The following is an 18,768-nucleotide window of genomic DNA, read 5'->3' as shown; positions in this document are numbered from 1 at the left end:
GCCGCCTTCATATGATGGTCTTTTCGCCGTCCGCTATGAAAATCGCAAGCGCCAGAATCATCTCGCCGGGCGACGGCTTTGTGACCGCCTTGTGGCGAAGGATCGTCTCCAGCATCTCGCGGTCGCCGTGCAGCCAGATGTCCTCTACGGCGCGCGCCAGGTCGCGTGAGACCCGCTTCTTTTCGCTGCCGTGAATGGCCGCCACCTGCGCGTAAACTTCCCTGCCCAGCTTTCCGTGCGGATAATCGCCGCGCCGCGCGACGATTTCAGCCGCAGACGCCAGGTACGCGTAGCCGCAGCGCGTAATGTTCCCTCCGCACGAGGTCACGGTTTCATAAGCGTTCTTCATCATTAGAGCACCATCCTTTGTAGTTGGTCTTAGGCACTCTAATCTTAGCGGGCTTTCCATATATTAGATCATTTACGGCAGGATTTGACCGAAAGCGTCACTATATGTCAGATTCTGCGCACTTTCGCTTCTTTCAGTTTCCAACCGGCACCCGACCGGAAGGCCTTCGCCCTCATGCCCGGCCGATCGCCCGCTCCACGCCGCGCACCACCCTGTCCATCTGCTCGTCCGTGCCCACGGTGATGCGCAGGTAGTTTTCAAGCCGCGGATGGCTGAAGTGGCGGACGAGGATGCCGTCCTCGCGCAGAGCCTGCAGCAGCGTGCGCGCGGGTACGTCCGGATGCGTCGCGAACAGGAAATTCGTGCGCGAGGGCAGCACGGTCATGCCCAGCTTTGCAAGGCGCTGCGCCGTGCGGTCGCGCGTTTGGCAGATCAGGGAGACCGTTTGCTCCAGATAGGCCGTGTCCTCAATCGCGGCCTGCGCGGCGGCGGCGGCCAGGCGATCCAGCGGGTAGGAGTTGATGGAGTCCTTCACGCCGTTCAGGGCCTCGATCAGCGCCTCCTGGCCCACCGCGTAGCCGATGCGCAGCCCCGCCAATGCGTGCGCCTTGGAAAACGTACGGATGACGAGCACGTTGGGGTAGGCGTCGATCAGCGGAATCGCCGTGCCCGTGCCGAAGGCTGCGTAGGCCTCGTCCACGATCAGCAGCCGCCCCTGCCGGTTCAGCCGCTCCGCCATCTCGCGAATCGTCCCCTGCGAAAGCTCCAGCGAGGTCGGCGCGTTGGGGTTGGCGAGGATGACGTCCCCCTCGCCGCCGAGCAGGGCCTCCACGTCCACGCTGAAGTCCTCACGGAGCGGCGCCTCGCGGTAGTCCACCCCGAAGAGCTTGGCGTAGCAGGGGTAAAAGGAATACGTCAGGTCCGGCGCGCAAAGCGTCTTTCCCGCGAAGAACGTGAGGAAGGAAAAGGCCAGCACCTCGTCCGATCCGTTGCCCACGTAGACCTGCTCCGGCCGGATGCCGTGCGCGTCCGCGATGGCGCGCCGAAGCCCCGCGCTTGTGAGATCGGGATAGTACTGCAGCTTTTCCATCTGCGCGCGCATCGCCTCCAGCGCCCGGGGCGACGGCGGATAGGCATTCTCGTTCGCGTTCAGCTTGATGTATTCACGGTCGTCCGGCTGCTCGCCGCAGACGTAGGGCGTCACGCCGCGCGCGGCGCTGCTTCTGAAATCCTTCATATTTCCTGCATCCTTTGCCGTAGTAAATCGGTGAAATCCGTGCTTTATCATAGCACAGCGGGCGGCTTTTTGCAATCCCGCGCGCGCATACCCCCTGTTCAACCGCACGCGGTTGCGCTATAATGAAGGAGAACATACCACGCTTCGCCGGAAGGAGAACGCTCATGATATCAGCGCAGGATTTCGCCGAGAGCCTCGAGCTCGAGGTGCTCGTGCCCAGCACGGTCAAGGAGTGGGACCTGAAGACCACCGACCTCAACCGCCCCGGCCTGCAGTTCACAGGCTATTACGACTACTTCGCCTACGAGCGCCCGCAGGTCATCGGCAAGACCGAGATGGCTTATCTGGCCTCCCTGAGCCCGGAAACGCAGCGCGAGCGGCTCGAGCGCTACTTCTCCTACCCCATCCCCTGCATCGTGATCGCGCGCGGCATGGACTGCCCGGCGATGCTCTTTGAGGCCGCCAGCGCGCACAACGTGCCGATTTACCGCACGCAGTACGTGACCACGCGCCTGACCGCCTCGATGATCAACTTTCTCAACAACCGGCTCGCCCCGCGCGTGACGCGCCACGGCGTGCTGGTGGACGTGTTCGGCGTGGGCGTGCTGCTCACGGGCGAATCGGGCGTGGGCAAGAGCGAATGCGCGCTGGAGCTCATCAAGCGCGGGCACCAGCTCGTCGCGGACGACGTGGTGGACATCTGCCGCGTGAACGACAACCGCCTCGTGGGCGAGGCGCCGGAGATGATCCGCCACTTCATGGAGATCCGCGGCCTGGGCATCATCGACATCCGCACGATGTACGGCATCGGTTCGGTCATCCCCTCCAAGTCGATCGACATCGTCATCCACCTGGAGCTGTGGCGCGAAAACAAGGAATACGACCGTCTGGGCCTCGCGGAGGAGTTCATCACCATCCTAGGCGTCAAGCGCCCGCACATCGTGATGCCCGTGCGGCCGGGCCGCAACCTCGCGATCATCGTGGAGGTCGCGGCGCGCAACTGGCGCCTCAAGCGCATGGGCTACAACGCCGCGGCGGAGCTGGACAAGCGCCTGACGGAGATGCTGCAGCGCGCGCAGGAGCCCAAGCGCGCGCCGGAATCGGACGACGACTGATTCCCCTTTAGGTCAATAAAACGCACGGGAGGTTTTTTCATATGGTATACATCGGCATCGATCTGGGCGGCACGAACATCGCGGTGGGCGTGGTGGACGAAAACGGCCGCATCCTCTGCAAGGGCTCGACGCCCACGCTGCTGCCCCGCCCCTACGGCCCCATCGTCGAGGACATCGCCAAGTGCTCCCTGGAAACCCTGAAGCGCTCCGGCCACACCCTGGACGAGGTCGCCTCGCTCGGCGTGGGCGTACCCGGCATCTTCGACGCCAAGACCGGCAACATTCCCTTCTGCACGAACCTGGGCTGGCACGACGTGCCGCTCGTCTCCGAGCTGCAAAAGTACATCGACAAGCCCGTCTACGTGGACAACGACGCCACGGTCGCGGGCCTGGCGGAGTCCGTCGCGGGCATCAGCGCGGGCGTGCCCAACAGCGTGTTCCTGACGCTGGGCACGGGCGTGGGCGGCGGCATCGTCATCGGCGGCAAGGTCTACTCCGGCTCGCACGGCATCGGCTCCGAGATCGGCCACATGATCATCGAGCTGGACGGCGAACAGTGCACCTGCGGCAACTACGGCTGCTTCGAGCGCTACGCCTCCGCGACAGCGCTCATCCGCGAGGGACGCAAGGCCTACGCCCAACATCCGGACAGCCTGATCGGCGAGCTGTGCGGCGGCGATCCCGAGCGGATCAGCGCCAAGACGGTCATCGACGCCGCCAAGGAGGGCGACCCGATCGCTACGAAGGTCTTCCGCCGCTACGTGCGCGCGCTGGCCAGCGGCATCATCAACATCGTCAACGTGCTCGACCCGGAGGTCGTCGTGCTGGGCGGCGGCGTCTCCATGGCGGGCGACTTCCTGCTCGATGCCGTGCGCGAAGCGGTAAAGCCCCTGATCTTCTTCAAGACCATGCCGTACGCGCGCATCGAGCTGGCGAAGCTTGGGCCCGACGCGGGCATCATCGGCGCGGCGATGCTCGGCAAGTAATGCGCAAAGTGCTGCCCTATTTAAGAGAGGATGCATGAAGGGGTCTCCTTCCCTTCATGTGGAATTGCACCGACCGGCTCTGCCGGTCGGTGGGGCGTTTTCCCCAGCCAAATGCGCAGTCTTTGCGGAGGAAAACGTCTCCCGTATCCTTCGTGCAAAATGAGCCCTCATTTTGTGCGAGGCTGCCGGCTTTGTCGATGACAAAAAAAGCCGTTACCCGGCAAAACCGGCGTAACGGCCTTTTTCAATCGTCGCTGCGGGGAGGTTTTATGATGATTCCGCTGTACACGCCCGACCTGCTCCTCCTGCCCGCATCCGGCGCGCTCGCCGGGGCGGCGGCCGACTACTACGCGCGCAACCGCACGTTTTTGCAGCCGTTCGACCCCGCGCACGCGCCCTCCTTTTACACCGCGGAGGGACAGCGCCCGCTGCTCGAGGCGGACGCCGAGGCCGCGCGGCTCGATCGCGGCTATCGTTTCCTGATCCTCCGCCAGGAAGCGCCGGAGCAGGTCATCGGCACCATCGCGCTTTCCGGCGTCGTGCGCGGCGCGTTTCACTCCGCCTTCGTCGGTTACAAGCTGGACGCCGCCTGGCAGGGCCGCGGCTACATGACGCAGGCGCTGCTCGCCGTGACCGGCTTCGCCTTCGGCGCGCTCAATCTGCACCGGCTGGAGGTCAACGTCATGCCGAGAAACCCCGCCTCCCAGCGCGTCGCAGAAAAGGCGGGCTTTGTCCGGGAGGGCCTGTCCCCGCAGTACCTGTACATCGGCGGCGTCTGGGAGGACCACCTGCACTTCGTGCGGCTGAACCCCGACTGGCGGCCGTAAGGGCAAAGCGCGGCGGCCAGGCGCCTTTCCCCGCGCGCGCCTCCGACGCGGCCGGTCAGTCCGCGGCCTCCAGGCGGCGGCGCGGCACCGTCACCACCATCTCCACCCGGTCGCCCAGGTCGCGCAGCGTATAGTCCACGGTGATGCCCGAAGCCTTCATCTGCGAGACGATGCCCCGGATCGCGTTGAGATAGAGCCGATGGTCGCGCATGAGGGGAATGACCTTGCGCCCGCCCTGCCCGGCTGGCAGCGCGCCCCGCTCGCGCTGTACCGCGCGCTCCACCAGCACCTCCGTGTCGCGCACGCTGAGCACGCATTCAGACGCCTGCCGGGCGATCGACAGCCTGTCCTGCGTGTCGGTCAGGCGGAGCAGCGCGCGCGCGTGGCGCTCGCTGAGGTGCCCCTGGCGAATCACCTCGCGCACCGGCTCCTCCAGGCGCAGCAGGCGCAGCTTGTTGGCGATGGCGGACTGGCTCCTGCCCACGCGCACGGCGAGCTCCTCCTGCGAGAGCTTGAACTCGCGGATCGCGCGCGCGTAGCCCTCCGCCTCCTCGAAGTAGTGCAGCCGCCCTCCGGCGAGGTTCACGATCAGCTCGCCGAGCTCGCCCTCGTGAATGCCCTCCGGCATGACGATCGCCTCCACCTGCGTCACGCCCGCCTGCTTCAGCGCGCGCAGCATCCGCTCGCCCGCGATCAGCTCGTACCTGCCGTCCTCCGCCGTCGCGCGCACCGTGACGGGCTGTATCTCGCCGGTGCCGGACCATGCCGCGTGCCGTGCGCTCTCGCGCATCTGTATCGACTCCACGTCGATCCAGCACACCTGTTTGCAGGGCACTCCGCCCAAAAAGACCATCTTTTCCTCCGAACGCAGCATGCGTATCCCCCTCCCTGGGGGACGCCGCCCCCAGCCATCGTACCCGCCGTTTTCTCTTTTTCACCCCCCAATTCCTGCTCAAAAGGGCGTTCCCCCGCGGCCAATCGTTCGCCGGGAAACGCCCTCTTTTTTCTTTTTCGACGCGCATGCGCCGTGTTTTTGCCGCAGCCGCCCTTTATCCGAGCGGATTTTTGCCCGGCGTGCCCGCCCTGCGCGGATACTGTCGAGCGGTTTTCTGTTTTTTCCCGCACACGAGCAGCACGTGCTGCCAGTCCCTTCCGGGGACCGGCGCTTCCAGCACGCCGCCGATCTCGCCGCCCAGCAGGTGCGCGGCCCGCTTCCCCTGCGCCAGCTCCTCCTGCACGCCCGGCCCCTTCCAGGCGATGGCGCTGCCGCCCACCTTTAAAAGCGGCAGCATGAGCTCCAGCAGCACCGGCGTCGCGGCCACCGCGCGCGACACCGCGAGGTCGTATGCCTCGCGGAAGCCGGGGCTCCTGCCCGCGTCCTCGGCGCGCATATGCACGGCCGTGGCCGAAAGGCCCAGCTCGTCGATCACCGCCTGCAGGAAGTCCACGCGCTTTCTGAGGGCGTCCAGCAGCGTCACGTGCAGGTCCGGCCGCAGAATCGCGAGCGGAACGCCCGGAAAGCCCGCGCCCGTGCCCACATCCACGACGCGCGCGCCCTGCGGGATCAGGCCCTTTGCCAGCGGCGCGGCGGAGTCGAGATAATGCCTGTCCGCCATCTCGACCGGGTCCAGCACCGCCGTCAGGTCGATGCGCGCGTTCCACTCCATGAGCAGCGCGTGGAAGCGCAGAAGCTTGCCCAGCGCCGCCCCGTCGCAGCAAACGCCCATCGCGGCAAAGCCCTCTTCCAGCCGCGCCTTCACCCTCTGATCTTCCATAGCACACTCTCCACGATAAATTTTGCCCAGCTCAGCGTCTCGCGCACGTGGTTCTTCAGCCAGTATTCGGGCTTGCTCTCGCTGCCCGCGCCCGTCGCCTCGATGCCTACCTGGCGGCAGAGCGACAGCGCGCGCGCCACGTGGTAGTCGCTCGTCACCACCGCCGCGCGGGAAAGGCCGCGCCGTTCCATGATCTCCTTTGCGAAGAGCAGGTTTTCGCGCGTGTTGAAGGACGCGGTCTCTGCGATCACGTCCTCGGGCCGCGCGCCCCGCGCGATCAGCCACGCGCGCATCACGTCGCCCTCCGGCGCGGGTTCGTCCGAGCCCTGCGCGCCGCACACGATGACCGTCTGGCGCTTTTCCCGATAGATGGAAAGCGCCAGCGTCAGCCTGCGCTCGAGCGCCACGGAGGGCGTCCCATCCGCGAGCACCTGTGCGCCCAGCACGATGACGACGTCCGATTCGCCCCGCGGGGGCAGGGCGGCCTCCCTGTACACGACATAGCCCATCAGCGCCGCGAACGCCGCGGCGCACGCAAGGATCGTCCCCATCAGCGCCATGCACAGCCTCCTGATGCCTTTATTCCGTCTCCAAAATGCCATGGTAATCCTCCACCGCGCCGTCCTGCGGAGGCGCCGCGCACTCCGCATCCGGCAGTGTCGCCATGCGCACGCGGCCGTCGAATTCCTCCGGAGCGGCGAGCTTTCCCTGGTCGATCATCTCCATGTTCGCCATGGAGCTATAGGCGGTATCCCCGACGATCACGTGATCCAGCAGCCGCACGTCGATCGCGCGCAGCGCCTCGATCACGCGCCGCGTCGTCTCGTAATCGCCGCGCGAGGGCATCGCCCCGCCGCCGGGGTGGTTGTGGCACAGCAGCACGGCGTAGGCGTTGTGCAGCAGCGCCTCGCGCACGACCTCGCGCGGATAGACCGCCGATTCGTCGATCGTGCCCCTGCGCAGCAGCACGCTCTTGAGCAGGCGTCCCTGCGCGTCCAGGCACAGCAGGTAGACGCACTCGTCCTTCTCGCCGCGCAGCAGCGCGCGGCAGTACGCGCCCGCTGCCTTGAAGTTGCGAAGGCAGGGGCGTTCCTGCCGGCGGTCGCGCTCGTAATAGCGCATCAGCTCGGGCAGGAGCGTGAGCAGCGCGGCCGCGTTCGGGCCGATGCCCGGCACCTGCATGAGCTCCTCCGCCCGCGCCTCCAGCACCGCGGAGAGCGAACCGAAGCGCTCGATGAGGCTGTGCGCGAGGGGATTGACGTCCTTCTGCGGGATGGCGAAGCAGAGCAAGAATTCCAGCGCCTCGTGCGGCGCGAAGCCCTGCAGCCCCTCCCGCAGGAACCGCTCCCGAATGCGCTCGCGGTGTCCGCTGTGCATCATGGCCTTACGCCTCCATCAGGATCGGCAGGACCTTCGTGATGTCCTGCGCGACCGGCATGCCGCATTGGCAAAGGCGCCTGCGCGTGTTGTGGCCGCCCTCCACCAGGATGCAGCGGCAGCCCATGTGCGAGGCGACGAAGGCGTCGGTCATCATGTCGCCCACGAGCACGGCCTCCTCCGGCGCGACGCCGAGCGTGGCGAGCTGGTGAAGCCCGCGCTCTTCCTTCGTGCCGCCGCGGTTGTCCTCAAGGCCCGTCACCGCGCGCATGAAGGGCAGGAGCCCCAGATCCTCCGCCTGCCGCCTCAGCGTCGGCTCGTAGCTCGAGGAGAGGATGGACTGCGTGTAGCCCGCGTCCCGCGCGGCCGCGAGCGACTCCAGCGCGCCCGGCATCAGCCCCGCGCGCAGCACCTCCCGGTCGAACTCCTCGAGAAACGCCTCGTTGATTTGGGCAAAGTCGTGCTTTTGAAGGTCCACGCCCAGGTCCTGATAGAACAGCTCGACCGGGTTTCGCATGAACGTGCGGTATTCCTCCAGCGTGATCGGCTCCATGCCCATCTGCCGCAGCAGCCTGTTGTCGATGGACAGCGCCAGCTCCGCGTCCTGCAGCAGCGTACCGTTGAAGTCCCATATAATATGACGAACCTTCGGCTTCATTTGTTGCTCCTTTCCTTTGGGGAGGGCGCTGCCTCCGGCGCGCCTTGACAGAGGGCGCGGGCGCGCTCAATCCCCCGCGAGCGCGTCGTCGAACAGCGCCCGGATGTCCGCCTCCGAAAGCTGGGTGGGCATCTGCTCCCCCGCCGTCACCATGGCGTCGAACAGTCTGCGCTTGCGCTCGCCCAATCGGACGACCTGCTCCTCGATGGAGGCGTGGGTGATCAGCCGGATCACCTGCACCTTGTTCTTCTGGCCGATGCGGTGCACGCGGTCCGTCGCCTGGTCCTCGGCCGCCGGGTTCCACCACGGGTCGTAGTGGATGACCATGTCCGCGCCCGTCAGGTTGAGGCCCGCGCCGCCCGCCTTGAGCGAGATCAGGAAGACCTGGCCCTCGCCCGCGTTGAACTGGTTTACCAGCGCCATGCGCTTCTTGGGCGGCGTCTCGCCGTCCAGGTACAGGCAGGTGATGCCCGCCGCCTCCAGCCTGCGCTGCAGGATGCGCAGCATGCGCGTGAACTGCGAGAACACCAGCGCGCGGTGCCCCGCCTCCAGCGCGCCGGGCAGCACGTCCAGCAGCATGTCCAGCTTGCCGCTCGACGCGGAGTAGTCCGGCAGGCACAGCGCCGGATGGCAGCAGATCTGCCGCAGCTCCGTGATCGCCGCCAGCACCTCCACGCGCCCGCGCTGCACGCCCTTTACGCGCAGCAGGTCGTCCACGTGCCCGCGCAGCCGCAGCAGCGACGCCTGATAGACCCTTCGCTGCTCCTCGGTCATGTCGGCCAGCAGCTGGGTCTCCATCTTCTCCGGCAGCTCGCGCAGCACGTCGCCCTTGAGCCTGCGCAGCAGGAACGGGCGGATGCGCTGGCGCAGCGCCTCGCTGTTCTGCCCCTCCCCATGCCTGTGCATGAACTGCGCGTAGCTCATCAGATAGCCCGGCAGCACGAAGTCGAACAGCGACCACAGCTCGCCCGGATGGTTCTCCATGGGCGTGCCCGTGAGCGCCAGGCGCGTGTCCGCCGTCAGCTGCTTCACCGCCGCCGCGCCCACGGACATGGCGTTCTTGATGTGCTGCGCCTCGTCCAGCACCGCGAAGCGGAAGGGAATGCCCGATAGCAGCGCGATGTCCCGGCGGATCAGGGGGTAGGAGGTGATGAACACGTCCACGTTCCCGTCCTCCCGCAGGCGGCGAATCTGCTCCTGACGCGCGGCCTGCCCGCCCTCGGCGATCAGCACGCGAAGCCCCGGCGCAAAGCGCACGAGCTCCGCCTGCCAGTTGTACACCAGGGACGTCGGCGCGACCACGATGGAGGCGCGGCCGTCCTTCTTTTCGCTCGCCCACATGAACAGCGCGATCACCTGCAGCGTCTTGCCCAGGCCCATGTCGTCCGCGAGGATGCCGCCCATGTGCAGCCGGTGCAGCGCCTGCATCCAGGCAAAGCCGCGAAGCTGATAGGGCCGCAGCACCTGCGACAGCGGCTCCGGGCAGGGATCGCCCTTCGCGCTCAGCTGCTCGGTCACCTCGCGCACCGATTCGTCCACCGCGATGGGCAGCTTGCCGCCGTCCAGCAGGCTCGTCAGGTACGCCGCGCGATACGCGGCCATGTCCACCGTGCTCGCGTGATAGCCCTCGTTGTCCGGCACGTCGGTCACGCTGCTGTCGGCCACCGTGTCCGCCAGCTCGAACCACTCGTCCAGGCCGCTCAGGTCCAGGAACGTGCCGTCCTTGAGGTGGAAGTAGCGCTTGCGGTCCCGCAGCGCCTGCAAGATCAGCAGCAGCTCCTCCACGGGCTCGCCGCTCTCCTCCAGCCTCAGCTGCAGCACGCCGCCCTGCATGTGCAGCGCGCCCGCAAAGCGCGGCTTGCGCGGCGTCATGCGCTTGAAGTCCTCCGAGCAGAAGACCTGCGCGTTTCGCTGCAGCTCCTCCAGCCCCTCGGTCAGAAAGCCGTAGACGGCCTCCGTCGCCGCCAGGTACACGCGCCCCGCGCGCACCCGGAATCCGGCGCTCGCCAGGCAGTCCAGCACGCGGTGCTCGCCCTGGGCGTCGCGCATCAGCAGGAGGCGCGACCCGCTGCCCGGCGCCTCGCGTCCCTGCGAGGCGGCGATCTCCGCGGCAAAGGGATCGATTTCCTCGTCGCCATACGCGAAGACCGTGCGCGCCGTTACCGCGCGCCCCTCCCGGTCGAGGTAGACGCGCGCCTGCAGCGGGCGGCGCACGATGCGCTCCGCCAGCGCGCCGTCCAGCGCCACGTCTCCCGCGCGCGCGAGCCTTGGCAGCAGCTCGGAGATCACGCGCTCCACCGCGCCCGCCTCGAAGCGGAAAGCCGCCTGACCGCGCTGCGCGTTCCGGAGCAGCACGCGCAGCACCTCGCGCTGCTCCGCCGGGGGCTGAAGCACCTCTCCGTCGCAGAGCACGAACTCGCAGCCCGACGTCAGCGCCCGAAGCGCGGGGGACATGTCTGCCGTCACCTGCAGCTCCCGCCCGGAGGCCTGCGCGCCGAAGTGCAGCTGTACCGGCCCCTGCACCACGTGCGGCAGCGAAAGCAGCCGGTCGCCCACCGCCAGGCGGAAGGGGCGCGCCAGCAGCAGCCGCAGCAGCCGTACGGCGTGCGCGTCCGGCAGCAGCATGTACTTCGCCTCGTCGGGCTTGACCGGGGCTGTCCCGGCCATGCGCTGGATGTATTCCACCTCGTCCAGGACGCGCAGCATCAGCGCGTCCACGCGCTCAAACGTCATCCACGTGGGCTGATAGGTAAACCCCTTGCCGAAGACGAGCGTCGTCTTTTCCTCGATCGCCTTTAGAAACTGCGCGATGCTGCGCACGACGTAAAGCCTGTCCTGTCCCACGCGCATCGCAAGGCGCAGCCGTTCGCCCGTCTGGGCCTCGCCGATCACCTGCAACGTCCATTCGATCTGGATGGGGGAATCCATCGGCAGCGCGGGCTCCATCGCGCTCATCAGCTCGTCCGCCGCCTGGCGCGCGCGCCGCCTGCGCGCCTCCTCCACCGTGCCCGAGCCGTGCGCCAGCAGCATCGCCGCCACCACGTGGCGGCAGGGGCGGTGTGTGCCCTCGAACGTCTCGCAGCTGCACTTGCCGGAAAGCCGCTGGCCGATGCCCACGCGCACCATGCGGCGCGGCTCCCCGTCCACGACGTAGCGCAGGCCGTCGCGCTGCTCCTCGAGGGGGCGCACCGCGCCGCGCCTGTATATCGCCATGCCCGCCTCGAACTCTTCCTGAGGCGTCATGCGTTTTAGCTGTTCCAATTCGGGTGTCAACCGAGCCACTCCATTTCGCAGTCGAAGGGCACTCCAAAAATGCCCGTCAAATAGGGTAACCTTTCTACTATTCTGCGGCGCGCGCGAAAACTCCTGCCGCGCGCAAGCCGTCCTTCAGCATTTTTTCGTCCCTTTTCTACCCAGTATAGCGCCCATGCCTTGAAATATGTGCGCGCGCAAGCCTTCCGCCGAAGGGGAAAACGACAAAACCCCCGCGGGGCAATGCCCTTTGGGGGGGAATAAAGGGAGGGGGATTTACTTGATTTCGATGCGCCGCGGCTCCGCCACGGTTTCCTGCGGCGTCACCTTGGGCAGCGTCAGCTTGAGGACGCCGTCCTCGTACTTGGCCGAAATCGCATCTTCTTTGATGCCGGCCAGGTTGAAGCTGCGCTGGAACCTGCCCGTGCGCCGCTCGCTGTACACGTAGTTGTCGCGCTCTTCCTTCTGTTCGCTGTTCATGTTGGCGGCAATCGTCAGCGTGCCGTCGTCCACCGTCAGCTCGATGTCATCCTGCTTGACGCCCGGCAGCTCCGCCGAGAGCTCATAGGCTTCCTTGCCCTCCTTCACGTCCACGCGGAACGCGGAAGTGCCGAACATGTCGCCCATGTCGAAGAAGGAATTGAAAAAGCGGTCGTCCCACAGGCTCGGAACCGCGCTGCGGCTGGAGAGAGAACGGTTGCTGTGAAGTGGAATCATGGAGAACATAAAGCAAAACCTCCTTTGATGTTGCCTCGTTAACCCGTCTGGTCCGTCCAAAGTTCCGGGACCCTTTATGTCCTTTCCCTTTTGACAAGTTTATTATACGCAAAAGATCAAAGATAGTCAATTTTATTAAGATCAAAGAAGGTCAATTCAGAGGCGGCAAAAACAATGTGCTCAAAAAATCGCCTTGTTTTGGACTATTTCAGGCTTTTTCTCCGTTTTTCTCATGTTTTTATTTTTTGTTTTTCTGCCTGTCCGGCGAGCCTAAAGGCGGCGGCAAAAAGAGGGAGGCGGCGCTTCCTGCCGTCACGCAGGAAGCGCCGCCTCTCCGATTGTATCCTTTCGCTCACTCGTGCGAGCGTTTCTTGGCGTACATCTTAATGTAATCGCGCAGCTCGTCCATGGGCATGGGCGGCCCGATCATGTAGCCCTGCCCCTTGAGGAAGTTCAGCTGCTCGAAGAACTCCATCTGGTCGTCTGTTTCGATGCCTTTGGCGCAGACGAACAGGTCGAGCGTATCGGCAAAGTGCGCCACCGCGACCAGCAGCTTACAGGTCTGCTCGTCGTCCGGCACGCCGGAGGCGAAGGAGCGGTCGAGCTCCAGCCCGTCAAAGTGCACCTCGCGCAGCAGGTCGATGTTGGAATGGCCGGTGCCGAAGTTGCCCAGCAGCATGGAGATCCCCTGCTCGTCGTGCAGACGGTTGATGTTCTCGATGCCCACGCGCGTCAGGCCCTGGGCTTCGCTCAGCTCGAATTGCAGCTTGTAGGGGCGCATCTTCGTCTTCTCCATGGTGGCGAGCACCTGATCGAAGAAGCCGGGCTCGTTCGCCTGCGCCGCCAGCACGTTGATGGAAAGGGTGACGTTGCTGTCCGTCTCCGCGGTGAGGCGCACGGCGGTCTGCATCGCGCGCTCCATGAACCAGGCATAGAAGAGGCGGGTCAGCTCCTCGTCGGCCTCCACCGCGTCGATGAGCTCCCGAGCGGGAACACTTTCCCCATTCGGCTGACGGATCTTCTCCGCGAATACCTCGTACGTGTTGCAGGTGTTCTTGCCGAACGTCCATTTCGGTTGACCGTAGAGTTCCAGAGCGTCCTCTTCGATCAGTTTCAAAATGCGCTCCCGATCCATTGTCATGTTGGTGTTCCCTCCCGTCTGTGTTGCGTCGGCCGCTGGCCGCGTCTGATAAATGTCAAACGCATCCATTCTGTCATCCTCTATTCGCTGCTTTCGTTCCAAATACCTCCCGTTTTACCAGTCTATTCAAATATTTTTCGACAATTTTGTCCGTTTTCCGCCTGGGTCACCCTTCTTTCTCCGCGACATACACCGGAGCGGACAGCGCCAGCACGCTCTCCCGCCCGCAGGCCTCGCCCCGGATTTCCAGACGCACGAAGGGTGTGTCCTCCAATCGGACGTCCATCGTTCCAGACGGCGCAGCCGCCCGGGCGAGCACGCGCCCTTGCCGCCCCAGCAGCACCGCTTCCTTTGCGCGGATGCCGAAGCGTTCCCACCGGCTGCGCCGCCGCTCTCCGTCGATCTCAAACCGGCACGCATAGGCGCCGGGCTTCGCGGTATCGCCGGGCGCGTAGATGCCGTCCTCCCCCAGCAGGCTCCAGCGCACGTCCGGCCCCAGGGAAAGCAGCGTCCGTCCGCCCGCAATCGCTGAAAGCGCGGATGCCTCGTCCGCGGCCTCGGCCTCCAGGTAGGTGCAGCCGCGCGGCACGGGCGAGAAGGTCTCGCGATGCCAGTCGCGCCCATACGTCGGCGCGATATGGTAGCCCTGATCGAGCAGGGAGCACCACAGGGCTACGGCACGCCGGTTGTGCGGCGCGAGCGGCGGGAAATCCTCGTTCCAGACCTCTATGTAGTTCACCCGGCTCCAGTCGCGGACGCGAAAATCCCAATAGCAGCCCGTACACATGGGGCTGCCGGGCGCGAAGGGATGCGCGATCCCCACGAGCCCGTCCTGCGCGCGCACCTGGGCGATCTTTTCGTCGATGTTGTCCATCTCCGCATCCCGCCAGTCCACGAACGCGCGCGCGCCCAGCACCAGCATATGCCCGTAAAACGTCGTCCATTCGATGCCATGGATAAAGGGAAGGCCCGTCTGCTCCATCTGCGCGTAACCCGACAGGGTGTTGTGATCCGTGAGGGCGATCAGGTCGATCTGATTATCCCGCGCCGCCTCCGCCAGCTCCTCGGGCGTGAACAGGGCGTCGGAATGCAGGGTGTGACAGTGCAGCTCGGCACAAATTCTGCTCATAGCCGTTCCTCCTCGACCGTCAGGCGAACCGTGCAGGGGCGCGTGATGACGGCGTGCGCGCTGACGCCCACGCGCCACGCACCCGGAAGCATCGGCCCGTCGGCAAAGCCGTAGGAGCTGTCCGCCGCGCGGACGACGTGTTCCTGCTCGGGATCGTGCCGGTGCGCGGCGCCGCGGTATCCGTCCGGCGCATCGAGGCTGAGCGTCACCAGATTTACCAGAGGTTTAACCTCCCGGCGAAGCGAGTTCAGCGCCGCCCGATCCTCCGGCAGCACGTAGCGCTGAAAGCCCTCGTCGATGATCGCGTCCGCGGCTGCCTCATCCGCAAGTGCTTTGGGCGCGTAGGAAAAGCGGATGCGCAGCGCCTCGCAGCCCGCTCCTACCATAAAGGGGTAATACGTCGTGCTCCTGCTCTGTTCGGGCAGGAGCGCCTGGGTGATCTCAAGAAGGGTCTTTTGCATGTTCCCTCCCCTTTCCTTTTGCTGCTGTCATTATACAGTCTCAGGCGTTCCCTGCCAATCCCGCACAGTGCGCAAAATGCGGGCCGTGCCCGCTCGCATGCGCTGCATTCGCGCTGCGCCGCTCCATTCGCGCGCGAACTTCCCAAAACGACAAAAAAGAGAGCCACTTTCGACTCTCTTTTTTGAATGGAATCCGGCAGCGACCTACTCTCCCGGGCCGTCACCAGCCAAGTACCATCGGCGCATAAGGGCTTAACTTCTGTGTTCGGTATGGGAACAGGTGGATCCCCTTCGCCATTGCCACCGGAAATCTCTCAAGGTCTTCGTACCTTGAAAACTGCACACCCAGCCTTCCAACATCCTGCGCTCTTCAACCAATCTCGCTTTTCCGTACTCTCGTACGCTCTTTTACGTTGGCCTCTTCTAAGATTCTCTCGCGGCTCTTTCCAGCCGCTTCTTAGATCAAGCCCTCGACCGATTAGTATCATCAAGCTCCAAACATTACTGCTCTTCCACCGATGACCTATCTCCTGGTAGTCTTCCAGGGGTCTTACTTCTTTCGAATGGGACACTTCTTCTTGAGGGGGGCTTCACGCTTAGATGCCTTCAGCGTTTATCCCGTCCGCACTTCGCTTCCCTGCTGTGCCGTTGGCACGACAACAGTTGCACCAGTGGTGCGTCCACTCCGGTCCTCTCGTACTAGGAGCAGCTCCTCTCATGTGTCCTACGCCCACGATGGATAGGGACCGAACTGTCTCACGACGTTCTGAACCCAGCTCGCGTGCCGCTTTAATTGGCGAACAGCCAAACCCTTGGGACCTGCTTCAGCCCCAGGATGCGACGAGCCGACATCGAGGTGCCAAACCTCCCCGTCGATGTGGACTCTTGGGGGAGATCAGCCTGTTATCCACGAGGTAGCTTTTATCCGTTGAGCGACGGCAATTCCACTCTATACCGCCGGATCACTAAGTCCTACTTTCGTACCTGCTCGACTTGTCAGTCTCGCAGTCAAGCACCCTTCTGCCTTTACGCTCTTTGAATGGTTTCCATCCATTCTGAGGGTACCTTTGAGCGCCTCCGTTACTCTTTCGGAGGCGACCGCCCCAGTCAAACTGCCCGCCTGACACTGTCCTTCCGCCGGTTCACGGCTTGAAGTTAGAATTTCAATAACAGAAGAGTGGTATCCCAACGGCCGCTCCACGAAGACTGACGTCCTCGCTTCTTAGCGTCCCACCTATCCTGTACATCCGTTATCAAAATCCAATGTCAGGTTACAGTAAAGCTCTACGGGGTCTTTCCGTCCAGTCGCGGGTAATGTGCATCTTCACACATACTTCAATTTCACCGGGCCCCCTGTTGAGACAGCTCACAAGTCGTTACGCCATTCGTGCGGGTCGGAACTTACCCGACAAGGAATTTCGCTACCTTAGGACCGTTATAGTTACGGCCGCCGTTTACTGGGGCTTCGGTTCTCTGCTTCGGGTTTCCCCTAACACTTCCCCTTAACCTTCCAGCACCGGGCAGGCGTCAGCACCTATACGTCAGCTCTCGCTTTCGCAGATACCTGTGTTTTTGCTAAACAGTCGCTTGTGACTATTCTCTGCGACCTCTTTCGAGGCACCCCTTCTCCCGAAGTTACGGGGTCATTTTGCCGAGTTCCTTAACAGGGGTTCTCCCGTCCGTCTCAGGATTCTCTCCTCGCCCACCTGTGTCGGTTTCCGGTACGGGCACCTTCAGGCTCACTAGCAGCTTTTCTCGCCAGCGTGAACTCAGACGCTTCGCTACTTATTTTCGCTCCCCGTCACGCCTCAGCTTTTAGGACTGCGTACTTCACTACAGCCCAACCTCGACGCTTGGACGCGGTTGACCATCACCGCGCTCGTCTTATCCTTCTGTGTCACTGCTTCGCTCAATCGCCTGTCGGTGGTGCAGGAATCTCAACCTGCTGTCCATCGCCTACGACTTCCGTCCTCGGCTTAGGCCCCGACTTACCCTGGGTGGATGAACCTTCCCCAGGAATCCTTGGGCTTTCGACGCCCATGTTTCTCGCATGGGTCTCGCTACTCATACCGGCATTCTCTCTTCCATGCAGTCCACTGGTGCTCCCGCTCCAGCTTCCGCCCGCATGCAATGCTCCTCTACCGATGCTTACGCATCCCGCCGCTTCGGTGTTACGTTTTAGCCCCGTTACATCTTCGGCGCTGAACCACTCGACCAGTGAGCTATTACGCACTCTTTAAATGTGTGGCTGCTTCTAAGCCAACATCCTGGTTGTCTCTGCAATCCAACATCCTTTTCCACTTAACGTATACTTTGGGACCTTAGCGGACGATCTGGGGTGTTCCCCTTTTGACCGCGGAACTTATCTCTCGCGGCCTGACTCCCGGACATCAATTGTGCGGCATTCGCAGTTTGATAGGGTTCGGTAAGCTTTGTGGCCCCCTAGCCCATTCAGTGCTCTACCTCCGTCAATCTAATCCGAGGCTAGCCCTAAAGCTATTTCGAGGAGAACCAGCTATCTCCGGGTTCGATTGGAATTTCTCCGCTATCCACAGGTCATCCCCGCCTTTTTCAACAGACGTCTGGTTCGGTCCTCCATGAAACTTTACTTCCACTTCAACCTGCCCATGGATAGGTCACCCGGTTTCGGGTCTACGTCATGCAACTCGACGCCCTCTTCAGACTCGCTTTCGCTTCGGCTTCAGACCTTCAGTCCTTAACCTCGCTGCATAACGTAACTCGCCGGTCCGTTCTACAAAAAGTACGAGATCGCACCTTTATCGTGCTCTCTCTGCTTGTAAACACAGGGTTTCAGGTTCTCTTTCACTCCCCTCCCGGGGTTCTTTTCACCTTTCCCTCACGGTACTATGCGCTATCGGTCACTGGATCGTATTTAGCCTTGGAGGGTGGTCCCTCCTGCTTCCCACCGGATTTCTCGTGTCCTGCGGTACTCTGGTACCGGCTAGCCGTGTCCGCCTTTCGCTTACGGGGCTCTTACCCTCTCTGGCGGCGCTTTCCAGCGCTCTTCTTCTAAGCTTTCACGTACATGTCGCCGGCCCACAACCCCAGCCGACCGTAGTCTGCTGGTTTGGGCTCTTTCCCGTTCGCTCGCCGCTACTTAGGAAATCGATGTTTCTTTCTTTTCCTCCGGGTACTTAGATGTTTCAGTTCCCCGGGTGCCCTCTCCCCAGGCTATCTATTCACCTGGGAGTGACGGGACATTGCTCCCGCCGGGTTTCCCCATTCAGATATCCACGGATCTAAGCCTGCTTGCGGCTCCCCGTGGCTTTTCGCAGCTTGCCACGTCTTTCTTCGGCCTCCAGTGCCATGGCATCCACCCTGTGCCCTTAGTATCTTGATCGTCTTTCATACTCTCGTATGCTGAGAATCTTTCCTGAGACCAACTGCAAAATTGTTTCGCAACTGGTTGTTTTCTTCACAAGATGTTTTCCATCTGGTTGTGCAGTTTTCAAGGTGCAAATACCACACTGTCAGTGTGGATGGTGGGCTGAAGTGGACTCGAACCACCGACCTCTCGCTTATCAGGCGAGTGCTCTAACCAACTGAGCTATCAGCCCATATAAAAATTGGTGGAGATTAGCGGGATCGAACCGCTGACCTCCTGCTTGCAAGGCAGGCGCTCTCCCAGCTGAGCTAAACCCCCATATCTCTTCCGACAAGAAACAATCCCTGAAAACGATACAGCTTAGAGATTTCTCCGCATCCGCAACCGACAGTCTCTTC

Annotated in this window: 15 protein-coding genes, 2 tRNA genes and 2 rRNA genes; 3 read left to right on the top strand and 16 right to left on the bottom strand. The window is 63.4% G+C overall.

Annotation, left to right across the window (positions count from 1 at the left end):
- Nucleotides 1-7: 7 nt before the first annotated feature.
- Together C1725_RS02905 and hisC are read right to left on the bottom strand one after the other, a co-directional pair.
- Entirely contained in the window at nucleotides 8-352 is a 345-nt protein-coding gene (locus tag C1725_RS02905; protein WP_346026283.1) for a sporulation initiation factor Spo0A C-terminal domain-containing protein, read from the bottom strand.
- Nucleotides 353-521: 169 nt separating this feature from the next.
- A complete protein-coding gene (gene hisC / locus C1725_RS02900; protein WP_102410183.1) occupies nucleotides 522-1,586 on the bottom strand; it encodes a histidinol-phosphate transaminase in 1,065 nt (354 codons plus the stop codon).
- Nucleotides 1,587-1,750: 164 nt separating this feature from the next.
- Here hisC and hprK point away from each other — a divergent pair, with 164 nt between their 5' ends.
- From hprK to C1725_RS02885, 3 genes are all read left to right on the top strand, one after another.
- The gene (hprK, locus tag C1725_RS02895; RefSeq protein WP_102410182.1) at nucleotides 1,751-2,701 is read left to right on the top strand and encodes an HPr(Ser) kinase/phosphatase; all 951 of its coding nucleotides are present in this window, start codon (nucleotides 1,751-1,753) and stop codon (nucleotides 2,699-2,701) included.
- A 41-nt stretch (nucleotides 2,702-2,742) separates the two neighbouring features.
- The gene (locus C1725_RS02890; protein ID WP_102410181.1) at nucleotides 2,743-3,687 is read left to right on the top strand and encodes an ROK family glucokinase; all 945 of its coding nucleotides are present in this window, start codon (nucleotides 2,743-2,745) and stop codon (nucleotides 3,685-3,687) included.
- 272 nt (nucleotides 3,688-3,959) lie between these two features.
- Entirely contained in the window at nucleotides 3,960-4,514 is a 555-nt protein-coding gene (locus tag C1725_RS02885; RefSeq protein ID WP_346026282.1) for a GNAT family N-acetyltransferase, read from the top strand.
- A gap of 55 nt (nucleotides 4,515-4,569) precedes the next feature.
- Here C1725_RS02885 and C1725_RS02880 read toward each other — a convergent pair whose 3' ends face one another.
- The 14 genes from C1725_RS02880 to C1725_RS02815 all read right to left on the bottom strand — a co-directional run bounded on the left by C1725_RS02880 (nucleotide 4,570) and on the right by C1725_RS02815 (nucleotide 18,688).
- A complete protein-coding gene (locus C1725_RS02880; protein ID WP_102410179.1) occupies nucleotides 4,570-5,388 on the bottom strand; it encodes a ParB/RepB/Spo0J family partition protein in 819 nt (272 codons plus the stop codon).
- Between the two features lie 175 nt (nucleotides 5,389-5,563).
- The gene (gene rsmG / locus C1725_RS02875) at nucleotides 5,564-6,289 is read right to left on the bottom strand and encodes a 16S rRNA (guanine(527)-N(7))-methyltransferase RsmG (protein WP_102410178.1); all 726 of its coding nucleotides are present in this window, start codon (nucleotides 6,287-6,289) and stop codon (nucleotides 5,564-5,566) included.
- Complete coding sequence (locus C1725_RS02870; RefSeq protein ID WP_346026281.1) at nucleotides 6,271-6,849, bottom strand: YdcF family protein; 579 nt, start codon at nucleotides 6,847-6,849, stop codon at nucleotides 6,271-6,273. Before C1725_RS02870 ends, rsmG begins: the two co-directional genes overlap by 19 nt.
- 19 nt (nucleotides 6,850-6,868) lie before the next feature.
- Nucleotides 6,869-7,669, bottom strand: a complete 801-nt coding sequence (radC, locus tag C1725_RS02865; protein ID WP_346026280.1) for a RadC family protein — start codon at nucleotides 7,667-7,669, stop codon at nucleotides 6,869-6,871.
- Between the two features lie 4 nt (nucleotides 7,670-7,673).
- Nucleotides 7,674-8,324, bottom strand: coding sequence for an HAD hydrolase-like protein (locus C1725_RS02860; RefSeq protein WP_102410176.1), 651 nt, complete (start codon nucleotides 8,322-8,324; stop codon nucleotides 7,674-7,676).
- 66 nt (nucleotides 8,325-8,390) lie between these two features.
- A complete protein-coding gene (locus tag C1725_RS02855; RefSeq protein WP_146009116.1) occupies nucleotides 8,391-11,597 on the bottom strand; it encodes an SNF2-related protein in 3,207 nt (1,068 codons plus the stop codon).
- A 255-nt stretch (nucleotides 11,598-11,852) separates the two neighbouring features.
- The gene (locus C1725_RS02850) at nucleotides 11,853-12,302 is read right to left on the bottom strand and encodes an Hsp20 family protein (protein ID WP_102410174.1); all 450 of its coding nucleotides are present in this window, start codon (nucleotides 12,300-12,302) and stop codon (nucleotides 11,853-11,855) included.
- Nucleotides 12,303-12,645: 343 nt separating this feature from the next.
- Nucleotides 12,646-13,434 (bottom strand): EAL domain-containing protein, encoded by a 789-nt coding sequence (locus tag C1725_RS02845; RefSeq protein WP_346026279.1) that lies wholly within the window; start codon nucleotides 13,432-13,434, stop codon nucleotides 12,646-12,648.
- A 166-nt stretch (nucleotides 13,435-13,600) separates the two neighbouring features.
- Nucleotides 13,601-14,563: a CehA/McbA family metallohydrolase gene (locus tag C1725_RS02840; protein WP_102410172.1), complete on the bottom strand. Its 963-nt coding sequence runs from the start codon at nucleotides 14,561-14,563 to the stop codon at nucleotides 13,601-13,603.
- Nucleotides 14,560-15,024, bottom strand: coding sequence for a hypothetical protein (locus tag C1725_RS02835; RefSeq protein ID WP_102410171.1), 465 nt, complete (start codon nucleotides 15,022-15,024; stop codon nucleotides 14,560-14,562). The genes C1725_RS02840 and C1725_RS02835 overlap by 4 nt, the downstream gene beginning before the upstream one ends.
- 191 nt (nucleotides 15,025-15,215) lie before the next feature.
- Nucleotides 15,216-15,332: ribosomal RNA gene (rrf, locus tag C1725_RS02830) — 5S ribosomal RNA — on the bottom strand.
- A 150-nt stretch (nucleotides 15,333-15,482) separates the two neighbouring features.
- Nucleotides 15,483-18,385: ribosomal RNA gene (locus tag C1725_RS02825) — 23S ribosomal RNA — on the bottom strand.
- A 140-nt stretch (nucleotides 18,386-18,525) separates the two neighbouring features.
- Nucleotides 18,526-18,602 (bottom strand) — tRNA-Ile (locus C1725_RS02820).
- Between the two features lie 10 nt (nucleotides 18,603-18,612).
- A tRNA-Ala gene (locus tag C1725_RS02815) sits at nucleotides 18,613-18,688 on the bottom strand.
- Nucleotides 18,689-18,768: the final 80 nt, after the last annotated feature.

The sequence above is a fragment of the Beduinella massiliensis genome (assembly GCF_900199405.1).
Classification (GTDB): Bacteria; Bacillota; Clostridia; order Christensenellales; family Aristaeellaceae; genus Beduinella; species Beduinella massiliensis.
This window is presented reverse-complemented; position numbering and strand designations above follow the sequence as displayed.

What these genes read in the sequence shown, in the direction of transcription:
- C1725_RS02905 (WP_346026283.1), bottom strand. Translation starts at nt 352, where the DNA reads ATGATGAAGAACGCTTATGAAACCGTGACCTCGTGCGGAGGGAACATT.
- hisC (WP_102410183.1), bottom strand. Translation starts at nt 1,586, where the DNA reads ATGAAGGATTTCAGAAGCAGCGCCGCGCGCGGCGTGACGCCCTACGTC.
- hprK (WP_102410182.1), top strand. Translation starts at nt 1,751, where the DNA reads ATGATATCAGCGCAGGATTTCGCCGAGAGCCTCGAGCTCGAGGTGCTC.
- C1725_RS02890 (WP_102410181.1), top strand. Translation starts at nt 2,743, where the DNA reads ATGGTATACATCGGCATCGATCTGGGCGGCACGAACATCGCGGTGGGC.
- C1725_RS02885 (WP_346026282.1), top strand. Translation starts at nt 3,960, where the DNA reads ATGATTCCGCTGTACACGCCCGACCTGCTCCTCCTGCCCGCATCCGGC.
- C1725_RS02880 (WP_102410179.1), bottom strand. Translation starts at nt 5,388, where the DNA reads ATGCTGCGTTCGGAGGAAAAGATGGTCTTTTTGGGCGGAGTGCCCTGC.
- rsmG (WP_102410178.1), bottom strand. Translation starts at nt 6,289, where the DNA reads ATGGAAGATCAGAGGGTGAAGGCGCGGCTGGAAGAGGGCTTTGCCGCG.
- C1725_RS02870 (WP_346026281.1), bottom strand. Translation starts at nt 6,849, where the DNA reads ATGGCGCTGATGGGGACGATCCTTGCGTGCGCCGCGGCGTTCGCGGCG.
- radC (WP_346026280.1), bottom strand. Translation starts at nt 7,669, where the DNA reads ATGATGCACAGCGGACACCGCGAGCGCATTCGGGAGCGGTTCCTGCGG.
- C1725_RS02860 (WP_102410176.1), bottom strand. Translation starts at nt 8,324, where the DNA reads ATGAAGCCGAAGGTTCGTCATATTATATGGGACTTCAACGGTACGCTG.
- C1725_RS02850 (WP_102410174.1), bottom strand. Translation starts at nt 12,302, where the DNA reads ATGTTCTCCATGATTCCACTTCACAGCAACCGTTCTCTCTCCAGCCGC.
- C1725_RS02845 (WP_346026279.1), bottom strand. Translation starts at nt 13,434, where the DNA reads ATGACAATGGATCGGGAGCGCATTTTGAAACTGATCGAAGAGGACGCT.
- C1725_RS02840 (WP_102410172.1), bottom strand. Translation starts at nt 14,563, where the DNA reads ATGAGCAGAATTTGTGCCGAGCTGCACTGTCACACCCTGCATTCCGAC.
- C1725_RS02835 (WP_102410171.1), bottom strand. Translation starts at nt 15,024, where the DNA reads ATGCAAAAGACCCTTCTTGAGATCACCCAGGCGCTCCTGCCCGAACAG.